This window comes from Lysobacter sp. M15 (genome assembly GCF_022662515.1).
GTDB lineage: Bacteria > Pseudomonadota > Gammaproteobacteria > Xanthomonadales > Xanthomonadaceae > JAKPBU01.
In genome coordinates, this window is sequence record NZ_JAKPBV010000008.1 from 100932 (window position 1) to 115384 (window position 14453).

Below are 14453 nucleotides of genomic sequence, written 5' to 3' on the forward strand. Positions count from 1 at the left end.
GGGCGCAGGTCCGGGTGACGGGAAGCCGGCAGTCTAGGTGCCGGGGTCTGAATCGCGAGCGACGCTGCGGCGCACAGGCGAAACCCGCCGCCAGCGCATGCATCACCGCTCGATACGCTGCAGCCCCTCGCGCATCAACAGCCGGGTGATCATCGCGCGCTCGTTGAGTGGCCGCATCGAAACGGTGTCCAGCAATTGGCGCAGCGCGCGGCAGCGCGCCTGCTGGCTCGCCGCGTCGCTGCCCTGGCCATTGAGGCCCGCGACGAAGCCGTCGTACAGCATCGCCGCGGTCACGGCCGCCTGACGCAGGGCGCGCTGGGCGAGTAGCGGGTCGTAGGGCTGCGGCCGCGCGGCCTGCGCTGTCTGCAGCAGCGCATCGGTCGCCTGCTGGAAGCGGCGCTGGCTGGCGTCACCGAAGCGCAGCGCGGTGCGGTTGATCGCGACCAGATCGCGACGCGCCTGCGGATCGAACAGAGCGCACATCGCCGAGAGTTCCTGCGGACTGCGCGCGGCCTCGGCCACCGACTGGAACAGCTGGTCCAGGCTCGCATCCGGCGCGCGCTCGATCACCGTTTCGCTGCGCGCCAGCAGCAGCTGGGGATCGAAGGTCCAGCTCGCACGCTCCTCCGCGCCGACGGCGCAGGGCAGCAGCCCGAGCAGGACAACGAGCGTGCGGAACCGGCATGACATGCTGGGCAGTGTAGGAAACCCGGTGAAATCGGCGATGAAGCGCGGGGGCACTAGCGGCGGCGGATCGGAATCTGCGACACCGGCACGCTGGTCACCTCGACACCGCCTTCGCGGATCGGTGCGCCTGCCTGCGGCGCCCACCCCTGCGCGTAGATCGCCTCCCAGGTGACGGGCAACAGCCCATCCGCCCGGCGCTCGCGCTCGTACGCTGCGGCCGCGGCGGCGAAACGGGCCTTGCCGGTGAGCGTATGCCGGCGCCCCTGCAGCGCATTGGTCGCCCCGAGGGTACGCAGTTCGCGCATCAATTCGGGCAGGTCGCGATGGCCATGCACGAACAGGTCGCGGTCGAGCACCGGATCGCGGAATCCGGCATGCACCAGCGCATCGCCGAAACGCGCGATCGAGGGAAACGGGCTGACATGCGGTGCGTCGTCGGCTTGCGAGAACGCGCTGCGCAGCTCGGCCAGCGTATCCGGGCCGAACGTCGAGACCAGCAGCAGACCGCCCGGCCGGAGCACGCGCCGGAAGCCGGCGAACACCGCCGGCAGATCGTCGATCCACTGCAGGCACAGGTTGGAGAACAGCACGTCGACGCTGCCCTCCGCCAGCGGCAGGGCGCGCGCATCGGCGCAGATCCGGTCGAACGGCTTGCGCAGCCCCAGCCGCCAACCGCGAGCCTTGCGGCCCGCCTCGCGCAGCATGGGCAGCGCCTGGTCCAGCGCGAGCACCCGTGCGTGCGGCCAGCGCTTGTGCATGGCCGCGGCCGCATGGGCGGGCCCGCAGCCCAGGTCAACGACCAGCTCCGGCAGGCGCTCACCACGCGCAGGATCATCCAGGTAATCGAGCGATTCGAGCAGGCGCGCCTCGATTTCGCGCTGCAGCCGCGCCGCGCGTTCGTACTGGCCTGCGGCTCGCGAGAACGCGCGACGGACCTGGCGCGTGTCGAAGGTGTCGGTCATCGCTCGATGCCCGTTCCCTCATCGGCGGGGGAAGGTTGGGATGAGGTCGGCGTGCGCGAACCAGAATTGGCCGCGAGGAATGCTTCGAACTCGGCGGCAACGTCTTCGGTATGGGTCAGGAACGGCGCATGCCCGCCATGCTCGATCTGGACGAACTGCGCATCGGGCGCGCGCGCCGCGGCTTCGCGCATCGCACGCGGATCCACCAGCCGGTCGCGGCGCCCCGCGATCCACAGGCTGGGCACGCGCAGCTGCGCAAGTCCGTCGCGCAGGTCCACGGTTTCGAGCAGCTCCAGTCCGCGCGCCAGGATCTGTGCCGGCGGCTCGCCGCGCGCGAACAGCTGGTGACGCAGCGCACGCACGGCCTCGCGCGCGTGATCGGCACCAAACGCCTCCAGGGCCACGAAACGGTCGAGCGTGCCGCGGTAGTCGCTGCGCAGGCCGTGGGCGAAGTCCTGGAAGATCTCGGGCGAAACACCATGGCGCCAGTCGTCGCCGCGCACGAAGCGCGGGCTGGCGCACAGCATCACCAGCGCCGGCACGCGTGCCGGATCGCGCAACGCCGCATGCAGCGCGAACAGGCCGCCGAGCGACCATGCGCACCACGGCGCGTCCGGCACCTGCGCGGCGATGGCGTCGACGGTGGCCTCCAGTTCCAGCGCAACATGGCTGTCGCGACTGAACCCATGCCCGGGCAGGTCGACCACATGCAGGGTGTAACGCGCGCGCATGCGCTGCACGAGCGGTTCGAACACGCCGCCATGCATAGCCCAGCCGTGCAGCAGCACCAGGGCTGGACCGTCGCCCTGCACGTCCACATGCAGCCGGCTCATGCGCCGTGGTCCGAACGCAGGGCATCCACGCTGCGCGGATCGCGCGCGCTCGGGCGCGCCGCGATCCACCCGAACAGCGCGATACCGGCCATCACCAGCAACGCGCCCCACAACGCAATGCCGCGTGGCCACTGCTCGCCGAGCAGCGCAACCCCGAGCAGGGTGGCGAAGAGCAGTTCTGCCGCCTGCATCGCCTCGGCCGCGCCCAACCCGACCGGGTTGTCGCGCACCATGCCGGTGGCCTGGAAGAACAGGATCGTGGCGATGATGCCGGCGCTGAGCGCCACCCCGGCCGCCAGCCAGACCTGGGCGGCAGTAGGCGGCCCGGCCTGCAGCCAGGCGTAGACCGCCAGCGCCAGCCAGACCGGCTGGCTCACCAGGACCAGGCCGAACACGCGCTGGGTCGCATCGAGCTGCTCGCCGGTGCGCTCCAGGTGCAGCAATAGCAGACGGTTGCCGAGCGGATAGGCGACCGCCGATGCCAGCACGCATACCAGCGCGATCCAGCCGGCGCGGTCGAGTGCGCCATCGGCATGTCCGAATTGCATGAGCAGCACGCCAGCGACGATCACCGCGCCCACCGCCAGCGCGGCGCGCGGGATCCGCCGGCGCGCATCGCGGTACAGGAAGGGCGCGCACAACATGCCCGCGATCACGGTGAACTGGAAGCTGCCGGCCACCAGCCACGAGGGTCCACTGGCGGCGGCATAGCTGAGCAGCGTGTAGAACAGCACGAAGGCGATGGCGGCATACGCCAGCCAGCGCCAGGGATGGGCGCGGATCGCCAAACGCACCGCCGAGCCGCCGCCATGCCAGGCCATGATCGGCAGCATCAGCGGCAGCGTGATCAGGTAGCGCAGCGCGGCGATCCAGGCCCAGTGCGCATCGGTGCTGGCGCTGGCGCGGTTGAGCACATAGGTGAAGGTGAAAAAGAGCGCCGACAGCAGCGCGATGCCCACGGCCGCCAGCGCGCGGCGCGCGGGGACGTCGGAACCCGGGCTCATGCGGCGTCCCCCGCGTCCACCGCATCCCGAGCGCGCGCCAGCGCCCGCGCCAGCGCATCGATGTCCCGCTGCGTATGCAGCGCCGACAGGGTGATGCGCAGGCGCGATCCGCCTTCCGGCACCGTAGGCGGGCGGATTGCACCGACCCAATGGCCCTCCCGTTCCAGCGCGGCGGCCATTGCCAGCGCCCGCTGCTCGCTGCCGCAGGGCAGCGGCTGGATCGGGGTGGTCGACGGCAGCAGCGCGAGGCCGTACTCCGCGGCCAGCGCGCGGAACCGCGCGATCGCAGCGGCCAGCGCTTCGCGCCGCCAGTCGTCCTTGCGCGCCAGCCGCACCGCGGCGAGCGAGGCCGCGGCCTGCATCGGCGACAGCGCCGTGGTGTAGATGTAGGGGCGTGCGCTCTGCGCCAGGTGTTCGACCAGCGCTTCTTCGCCAACCACCAGCGCACCGTAGCTGCCCAGCGCCTTGCCGAGGGTGAGCAGCCGCAGCGGCACCGCATTCACCCCCAGTCCCGCATCGGCGACGCTGCCGCGTCCTTGCGGGCCGAGCACGCCGATGCCATGCGCATCGTCGACATACAGCAACGCCGACTGCGCCTGCGCGATTTCGGCCAGGGCGCGCAGGGGCGCGACATCCCCGTCCATGCTGAACACCCCGTCGGTGGCGAGCATCGCCGCGCCATCGGGCGCTGCCTGCAACTGCCGCAGCGCGCCTTCCGCATCTCCATGCCGATAGCGGCGCAGCCGGCACCCGGCCAGGCGCGCCGCATCGATCAGGCTGGCGTGATTGAGTTTGTCCTGCACGCAGACATCGCCTTCTCCCATTAATGCCTGCACCACCGCGAGGTTGGCCAGATAGCCGCTGCCGAACAGCAGCGCGCGCGGCGCCTGCAGCCAGTCGGCGACCTCGCGTTCCAGCGCCGCGTGGATCGCACCATGGCCGCAGACCAGGTGCGAAGCGGTGCTGCCGGCGCCGTCGCGGGACAGCGCATCGGCCGCCGCCGCGGCAACCGCCGGATCCTGCGACAGGCCCAGATAATCGTTGCTGCAGAAGTTGAGCAGCCAGCGCTCGCCGCCTTCGCCGTCGCCGACCTCGCTGCGCGCGCCGTCGCGGCGCAGCACCGTGCGGCGCACGCGCTGGCGCTGCTGCGCGATGCGTTGCGCACGCAGATGGGCGATGCGGTCGTGGAGGCTGGTGCGCGGCATGGGATCGACTGCGGGCTCGGTCATTCCGGCGCAAGGCGGGCGGTTCGTCGACTTCGGTGCCACTGCGGTCCGCAGTGCACGATCAACCTGCATGGCGGCCCGCGCCTGGGCGCCGGATTCGACACTTCATGCAGCGCAAACGGATTCGTCGGACTCGACGGATTCTACGATGTCGGCATGCACGGTCCCTGGCCGGTCGTGATGCTGCGCATCGACCTCCACTTCCATCGGCCGCAGCCCCAGCCGGGCGAACAGCGCCTGGTCGCGTTCCACGTCGGGGTTTCCGGTGGTGAGCAGCTTCTCGCCGTAGAAGATCGAGTTCGCGCCGGCAGCGAAGCACAGCGCCTGCAGCTCGTCGCTCATCGATTCGCGTCCGGCCGAGAGCCGCACCATCGATTTCGGCATCAGGATGCGGGCGACCGCGATCGTGCGCACGAACTCGAACGGGTCGAGCTCGGCGGTATGCGCCAGCGGCGTGCCTTCGACCTGCACCAAGCGATTGATCGGCACCGAATCCGGATGCGCCGGCAGGTTGGCCAGCGCCTGCAGCAGTCCGGCGCGCTGGGCGCGGGTTTCACCCATGCCGACGATGCCACCGCAGCAGGTCTTCATGCCGGCGCCGCGCACGTGCGCCAGCGTGTCCAGGCGGTCCTGGAATTCGCGGGTGTGGACGATCTCGCCGTAGAACTCCGGCGCGGTGTCCAGGTTGTGGTTGTAGTAGTCCAGACCGGCATCGCGCAGCGCATGCGCCTGTTCGCCGCTGAGCATGCCCAGCGTGGCGCAGGTCTCGAGACCCAGCGCCTTCACCTCGCGGATCATCGCCGCGACCTTGGGGATGTCGCGATCCTTGGGCGAACGCCAGGCCGCGCCCATGCAGAAGCGCGAGGCACCGGCAGCCTTGGCCTGCCTGGCCTTCTCCAGCACCGCCTCAGTGCTCATCAGCTTGGTCGCTTCGACGCCGGTGTGATAGCGCTGCGCCTGCGGGCAGTAGGCGCAGTCTTCCGGGCAGCCGCCGGTCTTGATCGACAGCAGGGTGCTGACCTGCACCTGGGCGGGGTCGAAATGCGCACGGTGCACGCTGGCCGCGCGATACAGCAGTTCGGGGAACGGCAGGTCGAACAGGACCTGGATCTCGTCGCGCGACCAGTCGTGGCGCAGCCCTGGCGCGGCTGAGAGTTTTCTGACGGCAGGCATGGCAGATGTCCGATGGCGGCGGCTGGGAGAGGCCGGCAGTCTGGAAAGCATGCCATGGTCTGTCAACTTCGCTGCGCGCACTTTGGTTGACGGATGCGTGCGCCTGCTCTGGCCCGCGCGTTGCCTGGTGTGCGGCAACTCGGGGGCTGGCGGACGCGACCTGTGCGCGGCGTGCGCGGGCGCCCTGCCCTGGAACCACAGCGCCTGCGCCACCTGCGCCCTGCCATTGCCGGCAGCAACGGCTGCGCCGGATCGACTACCCGGCCGGCTTTGCGGCGCGTGCCTGCGCAGGCCGCCACCGTTGGCCGCCACCCATGCCGCGTTCGTGTACGCCTTTCCGGTCGACCGCCTGCTGCCGCGGCTGAAGTTCCACCAGGGACTGGCGGCCGGGCGCCTGATGTCGCAGCTGGCGGCCGAGGCCTTTGCCGCGGCGCCGCGGCCCGAGGCGATCGTGCCGATCCCCTTGCACCGCGCGCGTTTGCGTGAGCGCGGCTACGACCAGGCTTTGGAACTGGCCCGTCCGCTGGCGCGCGCGCTGGAGCTACCGCTGCGCGATGACCTGCTGCGGCGGCGCAAGGCCACCGCGCAGCAGTCGCGGCTGGACGCGACTGCGCGCAGACGCAATCTGCGCCGGGCCTTCGACGTCGTCCCGCGCCAGGCCATGCCGGCGCATGTGGTCCTGTTCGACGACGTCATGACCACCGGCGCCACCCTGCATGCCGCGGCCAGCGCACTGCGCAGGGCCGGGATCGAGCGCGTGGACGCATGGGTCTGCGCGCGCGTCCCGTAAATAGCGAAGATGAAAAAGGCGCCGGCTTGGCCGGCGCCTCGATACGACGCGTGCCCCTGTCGCAATCAGGTGGCCGCGGGCGCCGCGACCTTCTCGCGCCGGTTGCCCACGAGCCACAGCGCACCGCCGATCACCACCAGGCCGACCCGGATCAGGGTGCCGACCGTCGGCCCCCAGTTGTCCACCCACATCAACAGCTTGAACTCCATGTTCATGTAATGGAGCACGAACGAGCCCAGTCCCAGCAAGAACAGCAATCCGCCGAATGACTTCATAACGCTCCCCAATGAATACCCGCTCCCCGCGGGCGAGGCGAGTGTACGGGAATCAAGGGCGTGCGGTCCGTCCCGCCGACACACACGGACCGGTCGCGAGCGCTGCCTGTGCAGGCTCTGCTCGCCTACGGCATCGTCGGCGGCACGTAGCTCAGGGTCAGGCCGAGCAGCCACAGCAGTCCCAGCACGAGCGGGATGTGCACCACCAATTGCAGGAAGGTGAACCCGACGATGTCGCGCGCCTTCAACCCCAGCACGCCCAGCAGCGGCAGCATCCAGAACGGGTTGATCAGATTGGGCAAGGCTTCGGCCGCGTTGTAGATCTGCACCGCCCATCCCAGGTGCACCTGCAGCTCGTTGGCCGCCTGCATCACGTAGGGCGCCTCGATGATCCATTTGCCGCCGCCCGAGGGCACGAAGAAACCGAGCACGGCCGAATAGAGTCCTATCACGATGGCAAAGGTGTCGGTGGTCGCCACCTGCACGAACAGGTCCGAAAGCCGCTGCGACAGCGTGACTCCACCCGCACCCGCGGCCTTGGTCAGGATCATCGCGATACCGCCGTAGAGCGGGAACTGGATCAGCACGCCGGTGGTGGCCGGCACCGCGCGCGCCGCCGCATCGAGAAAGCTGCGCGGCCGCCAGTGCAGCAGCAACCCGAGCGAGAGGAACAGCAGGTTGTAGGTGTTGAGGTTGGCGATCGCGCTGCTGGCCGGCTTCGATGCGAACTCGCCGGCGAGCCAGCCAAACGCCAGCAGCGACAGCAGCACGGTCAGCAGCGGACTGTATTCGAGCCATTCGCCCGGACGCGTGGGCTTGTGGATCGCAGGGCTATCGATCGCGGGCGCGACCGGCAGGAAATCGCGCGCAGTGCGCACGCCTTCGCCGGTGGGTGCGGTGAACCAGCACACCGCCAGCGACACCACGATCAGCAGCGCGGTCAACAGCAGCGACTGCCACAGGAAGATGGTCTGCGAAAACGGCAGCACGCCGCTGATCTCCAGCAACCCCGGCGGCATGCTCGCCGGATTGGCCTGCAGCTGGGCGGCCGACGAGGACAGGCCCATGGCCCACACCGCACCCAGGCCCAGGTACGCCGCCGCGCCTGCGGCACGGTAGTCCATGTGCAATGCTTCACGCCTCGCCAGCGCGCGCACCAGCAGGCCGGCGAACACCAGCGAGAAGCCCCAGCTCAGCAGCGAGGTGAGCATGCTCACCAGGCCCACGAAGCAGACCGCGCCGCGGCCGGTCTTCGGCGCCCGCGCCAGCCATTCGATGCAGCGCGCCACCACCGGCGCCGTCGCAGCCACATAGCCGCCGATGACCACGAAGGCCATCTGCATGGTGAAGGGAATCAGGCTCCAGAACCCTTCGCCGAACTGCGTGGCCGTGGCCTGCGGCGACGCACCGAAGGCGATGGCACTGCCCGCCACCACCACCACGCCGAGCACGGCGAACACATAGGCATCCGGGAACCAGCGCTCGGCGAATGCCGAGCAGCGGAGGGCAGCGCGCACCGGCCAGGCAGTACGGGCATCGGCTGACGCGGCCATTGCGCTACTCCTGTGGTGAAGCCCCATTGTGCCCAAACCCCTGTGGGAGCGCGCTCGCGCGCGAATACTCCCGTCGATGTCTCTGGGCAAAGGCATTAGCGCGCAAGCGCGCTCCCACAACCGCGGCTCGGGGCTATGCCGTCGCGTAATCGAACGCGATGCCGGCGAAGATCGCCGCGCCCACCCAGTGGTTGTGCAGGAAGGCGCGGAAGCAGGCGGCCCGGTCCCGGTGCCTGGCGATGAGGAATTCGTAACCCACCAGCAGCACGGCCAGGCCGAGGCCGCCCCAGAAATACCCGCCCAACCGCGCCTGCCAGCCGACCAGCGCCAGCGCGCCGAACATCAGCGCGTACAGCACCCCGATCACCAGCAGATCCAGTTCACCGAACAGGATCGCGGTGGACTTGGCGCCCATGCGCAGGTCGTCCTCGCGGTCGACCATCGCGTACCAGGTGTCATAGGCGGTGGCCCAGAAGATGTTGGACACGTACAGCACCCAGGCCAGCGGCGGCACGCTGCCGGTCAGCGCCGCGAACGCCATCGGGATGCCCCAGCCGAAGGCCATGCCCAGGTACACCTGCGGCAGGTAGGTGTAGCGCTTGAGGTAGGGATAGCTCGCGGCCAGGAACACGCCGACCACGCTGAGCAGCACGGTCAGCCGGTTGAGCGTGAGCACCAGGAAGAACGCGCCCAACATCAGCACCGCGAACAGCGCCAACGCCTCCCGGCCCGAGACCGCGCCGGTCGCCAGCGGGCGGCCGCGCGTGCGTTCGACCTGCGGATCCAGCCAGCGGTCGGCGTAATCGTTGATCACGCAGCCGGCCGAGCGCGTCAGCCACACGCCCGCCGTGAATACGAACCACGGCCACAGCGGCGGCCGGCCTTCCGCCGCCATCCACAACGCCCACCAGGTCGGCCACAGCAACAGCAGCCAGCCGATCGGGCGGTCGCCGCGCACCAGCGCCCAGTATTGCCTCAGGCGCTCGCGCCAGCGCGCGACACGTACGGGTGCGGGTGCGGGCGCTTCGTATCGCTCGTAGGTCATGCGCCGCGGATGATACGCGCGGCTGATCGATCCGGTGCGGCAATTCCGTGGGAGCGGCCTCGGCCGCGAATGCCTTTCACCCGGTCACGGCGGGACGAAGAACATCTGCGAGCAAGCTCGCTCCCACCGCCAATCAATGCGACTCGTGCCGGCCCGCGATCCATGTGCCGCGCAGCTGCAGCTGCGGATCGAGCTGCACCAGGTCGGCCTGGAATCCCGGTGCGATCCGGCCATGCGTGCGCGACAGGCCGAGGAAGTCGGCCGGATACTGCGACGCCATGCGTGTAGCTTCGGCCAGCGGCACGTCGAGCAGGCTCACTGCATTGCGCACCGCGGTCAGCATGTCCAGTGCCGAACCGGCAAGCGCACCGGCGGCGTTGCGGACCACGCCGTCGCGGACCGTGATGGTTTCCCCGTACAGGACGTAGCTCGGATCTTCGCTGCCAACCGGCGGCATCGCATCGGTGACCAGGAAGACCTTGCCGCGCGGTTTCGCCGCCAGGGCCACCCGCAGGCTTGCCGCGTGCACATGCACGCCGTCGACGATGATGCCCAGCCAGCTGCCGCGATCCTCCAGCGCAGCGCCGACCACGCCCGGCGCGCGGCCCTGCAGCGGCGACATCGCGTTGTACAGATGGGTGAAGCCGGTGATGCCGGCTTCGATGGCCACACGCGTCTGCTCGTAGCTGGCGTCGGTGTGGCCGCCGGCGACGATCACGCCATGCGCCACCAGCGCGCGCACGGTCTGGGCCGTCACGTGCTCTGGCGCCAGGGTCACCAGGGTGACGCCGCGACCCAGCGAGGTGGCGAGTGCGATTTCGATGGCGTCGGGCACGCGGAATTTGGCCGCATCGTGGGTGCCCTTGCGCGCTTCGGCCAGCCACGGTCCCTCGAGATGAATGCCCAGGATGCCCGGGGTGCCCTGTGCCATCGCCTCGCGCACCGCCTCGATCCCGGCGCGCATGACGTCCAGATCGTCGGTGATCAGAGTCGGCAGCAGGCCGGTGGTGCCGAAGCGCCGGTGCGCCTGCGCGATCCGGCGCACGCCCTCGACCGTGGGCGAATTGTTGAACAGCACCCCGCCGCCGCCGTTGACCTGCGCATCGATGAAGCCGGGCAACAGATAGTCGCCGCCCAGGTCATGGCGCTGGATGCCGTTCGGCAACTCGGCTTCGTCCAGCAGCGCGTCGATGCGGCCATCGCGCACCAGCACCGCCAGGCCGGACACGAAGTCCTCGCCCGCCAATACCGGTCCGTTGACCAGTGCGACCGTGTCGCTGGCATCCGCGCTCATACGGTTTCGGTCACCTTGTTCAGATGCGGCGGCACGTCGGGATTGTGGCCCCGGCGCAGCGCCAGCGCGTTGACCGCGCGGTAGAAGGCCTGCACGGCCAGCAGCGGCGCGCAGGCAGGATGCGGCGCAGCCGGCAGCGGCAGCGCGTCGCGTACGCCGGTGTTGGCCGACGCCGTCCACACGCGCGCGCCGCGGCTGCGGAATTCGTCCGCCAGCGCCAACGTGCCGGCTTCGGTCGCATCGGGCTGGGTGAAGCACAGCAGCGGGAAGTCGGGTCCCACCAGCGCCATCGGCCCGTGCTTCACCTCGGCCGAACTGAAGGCTTCTGCATGCAGGCCGCAGGTTTCCTTGAACTTGAGCGCCGCCTCCTGCGCAATGCCCAGACCGAGTCCGCGCCCGAGCACGAACAGGTTGTGCGCCTGCGCCAGGCCCTCGACCAGCGGCGACCAGTCGGCCTGCCACGCCGCGCGCAGGGCATCAGGCACCCGTGGCACCGCATCGAGCAGGGCCGGCTGCCCGCTCCAGTGCGCGGTCAGCTGCAGCAACGCGGCCAGCGCGGCCAGATAACTCTTGGTCGCCGCCACGCTACGTTCGGGCCCCGCGCACAGCGGCAGGACCGTATCGGCCAGCGCCGCCAATGGCGAGGTCTCATCGTTGACCAGCACCACCACGCGCGCACCGGCCGCCTTCGCGTCCTCCACGCTGCGCAGCAGATCCGGACTGCGCCCCGACTGCGAGATCGCGATGTACAGCGCGCCATCGAGGCGCTGACGCACGCCATACACCGAGCTGACCGAAGGCGACATCGAAACCGTGGGCAGGCCCAGCTGGGTCTCGAACAGGTATTTGCCGTAGGTCGCGGCGTGGTCGGAACTGCCACGCGCGCAGGTGGCCACGAACGGCGGCGGCGTCGCGCGCAGCTGCGCGGCCAGGGCCACGACCGTGTCGCGATTGCGCGCGAACTGCGCCGCCACGACATCGGCGGCCTCCTGCGCCTCGCCGAACATCAGGGTCTGCTCGGGCGCGGACACGCTCATGCCTGCGTTGCCGCGGGGCGCGCCGCGTGCACGCCGGCAAGTGGCAAGGCAGGTGCGGCGGCGGAGATCGAAAACATGTGCAGGATTTTCCTGATGCGTGGGCGACTCAAGGCCGGGGCTCTGCGGCCGGACACAGCGGCGGCGGTGCATCCTGCGCCTGCGTGCCCCAGCCGGCCGGGTCGGGCTTGTCTTCCAGCGTATAGGCCAGCGTCCCGCCCTGGCGCAGGCGATCCACGTCCAGCCAAACCGCCTGTTGTGCCTGTCCGTCGAACGCGGCCTGGGCAATGTAACGCGGTGCCGGCGCATTGGCACCGGGCGCCTCGACGGTCAGGCGCTTGCCATCGCCCAGTGCGATCTCGATGCGGTCGAACCGGGGCGGATGCAGCAGCAGCTGGCCGCTGCCGGGCATCAGCGGCGAGAAGCCGAGCGCGCTGAACAGGTACCAGGCCGACATCGTGCCCAGATCGTCGTTGCCGGTGACCCCGTTGGGCGCATTGGTGAACAGCGTCTGCGCCGCATGCAGCACCGTCGCGGTCTTCCACGGCTGTCCGATCAAGCTGTACAGCCCCGGCACGTGCATGGTCGGTTCGTTGTTGGGATTGAAGCGGTACTGACCGTAATAGGAGTACGCACCCGACACCCAGGCCTTGCGCGCGGCGTGCTGCGGATCGCCCAGCAGTTCGTCATAGGCGAAGAAGGCATCGAGCCGCTGGCCCATGCGTGCGCGCCCTCCCATCGCCTGGACCAGCCCGGGCAGGTCCTGCGGCACCAGCCACTGGTACTGCCAGCTGGTGCCTTCATGGAAGCCGTAGTGCGAACGCGGGCTGTAGCGCCCCGCCGGCGGCGTGAACCACTCGCCATCCTCCATGCGCGGACGCGGAAAGCCGCTGAAGCCCGACTCCGACTCCTTCAGGTCCGCATCCCAGATCCTGCGCCAGTTGCCGGCGCGCGCGCGCAATGCCATCGCGTCGTCCTTCGCGCCCATCGCTTCGGCCAGCGGCGCGATCGAGCAATCCGCCAGCGCGTATTCCAGGGTGGCCGAACCGCCCTGGTGCGGATCGCCGTCCATGCCCTTGCCGGCGAAGGTGCGGTCGAACGCGACGAATCCCTGTTGCAGATACGAAGGATTGCCGGCGCGGCCGTCGAAGCGCGAGGCCTGCGGCGGCAGCTCCCACGCATTCCTGCGCAGCGCCTTCCATGCCTCCTGCTCGCGGCCTTCGAGCGCACCGTAGCGCCACAGGTCGGCCATGAACGGCGTGACCGGATCGCCGGTCATCACATTGGTCTCGAAATTCGCATAGCCCCAGCGCGGCAGCCAGCCGCCCTGCGCATCGATCGCCAGCACCGAACGCGCGATGTCGCGCGCGCGCTGGGGCCGCAGCAGCGCCAGCAGCTGGTTCTGCGAGCGATAGGTATCCCAGAGCGAGAAGTACTCGTAATAGGTCCAGCCCTTGGCCTCGTGGATGGCGTTGTCGTAGCCGCGGTAGCGGCCATCGGCGTCGCTGCCGGTCAGCGGCTGCAGCAATGCGTGGTAGAGCGCGGTATAGAACACGGTGCGGTCGTCGGCACTGCCACCCTGGACCTGCACGCTCGCCAGTTCCTGTTCCCACGCGTCTTGTGCGCGTTCGCGCATGGCGTCGAAGGGCAGCAGCTTGCCGTCGTGCATGCCGCCGCTGCGCAGATTGTTGCGCGCACCGTTTGCATCGACATGCGAGATCGCGCTGACCGCGGTCACCGAGCGGTCCTTGCCCAGATCGAAGCTGAGCCAGGCGCCGTTGTACGGGTCGTGCTCGCTTTCCATCGAGAAGCGCGCGCCGGGCGTGCCGCCGGCCTGGCCCCAGGTGCCGAACGACTTGAACGGCCGGTCGAACTCGAGCCGGTACCAGGTGGTGTAGCTGCGTCCGCCGCAGAAACTCACCGTGGTCAGCTTGCCTTCCACCGCCCGATCGCCGACCACGCGCACCTGACTGCCGATCACGCGGTGTCTTGCATTCGCCTGGCTGACGTTGACCAGGACATGTCCGGTGCGCGCGTTGGCGGGGAAGGTGTAGCGCTCGGCCGCGGCGCGGGTCAGCGCGGTGGCTTCGGCGTCGATCCCGCCATGATCTGTCAGGCGCACCTTGTAGTAGCCCGCCTGCCCGGCCTCGCCCTCGTGCGTGTAGCGCGAGCCGTAGCGCTTGTAGTCGAAGCTCTTCGCGTCCCTGGTGTCGAAATCGCCGCCCGGCCCGATCGTACCGGTGACCGGCAGCACCGCGACCTGGCCGCCCTGCTCCCAGCAGCCGGCGCCGGAGATGAAGGAGTGTCCGAAGCCGTAGATCTTCTCGTCGTCGTAGCGCCAGCCCGAATAGTGGGTGCCGATCGGGCTGACCTGGATCAGGCCGAACGGCGCCGAGGCACCGGGAAAGGTGTTGCCGTCGTCCTTGCTGCCGATGAAGGTGTTCACGCTCTCGACCAGCCGGCCGGGGGCCTGCGGCGTAACCGGCACGGCCTGCACCACCGCGGAGCCGAGCAGCGCGGTGACCGCGCACAGCAGCGCACCGAAACGCGCCGTCGCATTGCGTGCCGCCAAGCTGC

Annotated in this window: 13 protein-coding genes; 1 reads left to right on the forward strand and 12 read right to left on the reverse strand. The window is 69.8% G+C overall.

From position 1 onward, the window contains the following. Window positions 1–102: 102 nt before the first annotated feature. The 6 genes from MC380_RS07410 to bioB all read right to left on the reverse strand — a co-directional run bounded on the left by MC380_RS07410 (window position 103) and on the right by bioB (window position 5885). Window positions 103–741 (reverse strand): hypothetical protein, encoded by a 639-nt coding sequence (locus tag MC380_RS07410; RefSeq protein WP_242102232.1) that lies wholly within the window; start codon window positions 739–741, stop codon window positions 103–105. After that, complete coding sequence (gene bioC / locus MC380_RS07415) at window positions 741–1649, reverse strand: malonyl-ACP O-methyltransferase BioC (protein WP_242163946.1); 909 nt, start codon at window positions 1647–1649, stop codon at window positions 741–743. Before bioC ends, MC380_RS07410 begins: the two co-directional genes overlap by 1 nt. Further along, complete coding sequence (bioH, locus tag MC380_RS07420; RefSeq protein ID WP_242163964.1) at window positions 1646–2473, reverse strand: pimeloyl-ACP methyl ester esterase BioH; 828 nt, start codon at window positions 2471–2473, stop codon at window positions 1646–1648. Before bioH ends, bioC begins: the two co-directional genes overlap by 4 nt. Window positions 2474–2478: 5 nt before the next feature. Then, window positions 2479–3486 (reverse strand): multidrug resistance efflux transporter family protein, encoded by a 1008-nt coding sequence (locus MC380_RS07425; protein WP_242163948.1) that lies wholly within the window; start codon window positions 3484–3486, stop codon window positions 2479–2481. Beyond that, window positions 3483–4691, reverse strand: coding sequence for an 8-amino-7-oxononanoate synthase (gene bioF, locus MC380_RS07430; protein WP_242102229.1), 1209 nt, complete (start codon window positions 4689–4691; stop codon window positions 3483–3485). The genes MC380_RS07425 and bioF overlap by 4 nt, the downstream gene beginning before the upstream one ends. A gap of 126 nt (window positions 4692–4817) precedes the next feature. Further along, the gene (gene bioB / locus MC380_RS07435; RefSeq protein WP_242102228.1) at window positions 4818–5885 is read right to left on the reverse strand and encodes a biotin synthase BioB; all 1068 of its coding nucleotides are present in this window, start codon (window positions 5883–5885) and stop codon (window positions 4818–4820) included. A 49-nt stretch (window positions 5886–5934) separates the two neighbouring features. Here bioB and MC380_RS07440 point away from each other — a divergent pair, with 49 nt between their 5' ends. Continuing rightward, a complete protein-coding gene (locus MC380_RS07440; protein WP_242102227.1) occupies window positions 5935–6675 on the forward strand; it encodes a ComF family protein in 741 nt (246 codons plus the stop codon). Between the two features lie 65 nt (window positions 6676–6740). Here the strand turns inward: MC380_RS07440 and MC380_RS07445 are convergent, their stop codons facing one another. The 6 genes from MC380_RS07445 to MC380_RS07470 form a co-directional block, all read right to left on the reverse strand. Next, window positions 6741–6950, reverse strand: a complete 210-nt coding sequence (locus tag MC380_RS07445; protein ID WP_242102226.1) for a hypothetical protein — start codon at window positions 6948–6950, stop codon at window positions 6741–6743. Between the two features lie 125 nt (window positions 6951–7075). Further along, a complete protein-coding gene (locus tag MC380_RS07450; RefSeq protein ID WP_242102225.1) occupies window positions 7076–8503 on the reverse strand; it encodes a TIGR00366 family protein in 1428 nt (475 codons plus the stop codon). Between the two features lie 133 nt (window positions 8504–8636). Next, the gene (gene ubiA / locus MC380_RS07455) at window positions 8637–9548 is read right to left on the reverse strand and encodes a 4-hydroxybenzoate octaprenyltransferase (RefSeq protein ID WP_242163951.1); all 912 of its coding nucleotides are present in this window, start codon (window positions 9546–9548) and stop codon (window positions 8637–8639) included. 133 nt (window positions 9549–9681) lie between these two features. Next, a complete protein-coding gene (gene nagA / locus MC380_RS07460) occupies window positions 9682–10842 on the reverse strand; it encodes an N-acetylglucosamine-6-phosphate deacetylase (protein WP_242102223.1) in 1161 nt (386 codons plus the stop codon). After that, the gene (locus tag MC380_RS07465; RefSeq protein ID WP_242102222.1) at window positions 10839–11879 is read right to left on the reverse strand and encodes an SIS domain-containing protein; all 1041 of its coding nucleotides are present in this window, start codon (window positions 11877–11879) and stop codon (window positions 10839–10841) included. Before MC380_RS07465 ends, nagA begins: the two co-directional genes overlap by 4 nt. Before the next feature lie 106 nt (window positions 11880–11985). Further along, the gene (locus MC380_RS07470) at window positions 11986–14376 is read right to left on the reverse strand and encodes a GH92 family glycosyl hydrolase (protein ID WP_343223552.1); all 2391 of its coding nucleotides are present in this window, start codon (window positions 14374–14376) and stop codon (window positions 11986–11988) included. Window positions 14377–14453: the final 77 nt, after the last annotated feature.

Bases quoted from the DNA above. Each gene is read 5' to 3' on its own strand.
- bioC (WP_242163946.1), bottom strand. From the start codon at position 1,649: ATGACCGACACCTTCGACACGCGCCAGGTCCGTCGCGCGTTCTCGCGA.
- MC380_RS07425 (WP_242163948.1), bottom strand. From the start codon at position 3,486: ATGAGCCCGGGTTCCGACGTCCCCGCGCGCCGCGCGCTGGCGGCCGTG.
- bioF (WP_242102229.1), bottom strand. From the start codon at position 4,691: ATGCCGCGCACCAGCCTCCACGACCGCATCGCCCATCTGCGTGCGCAA.
- bioB (WP_242102228.1), bottom strand. From the start codon at position 5,885: ATGCCTGCCGTCAGAAAACTCTCAGCCGCGCCAGGGCTGCGCCACGAC.
- MC380_RS07440 (WP_242102227.1), top strand. From the start codon at position 5,935: ATGCCATGGTCTGTCAACTTCGCTGCGCGCACTTTGGTTGACGGATGC.
- MC380_RS07445 (WP_242102226.1), bottom strand. From the start codon at position 6,950: ATGAAGTCATTCGGCGGATTGCTGTTCTTGCTGGGACTGGGCTCGTTC.
- MC380_RS07450 (WP_242102225.1), bottom strand. From the start codon at position 8,503: ATGGCCGCGTCAGCCGATGCCCGTACTGCCTGGCCGGTGCGCGCTGCC.
- ubiA (WP_242163951.1), bottom strand. From the start codon at position 9,548: ATGACCTACGAGCGATACGAAGCGCCCGCACCCGCACCCGTACGTGTC.
- nagA (WP_242102223.1), bottom strand. From the start codon at position 10,842: ATGAGCGCGGATGCCAGCGACACGGTCGCACTGGTCAACGGACCGGTA.
- MC380_RS07465 (WP_242102222.1), bottom strand. From the start codon at position 11,879: ATGAGCGTGTCCGCGCCCGAGCAGACCCTGATGTTCGGCGAGGCGCAG.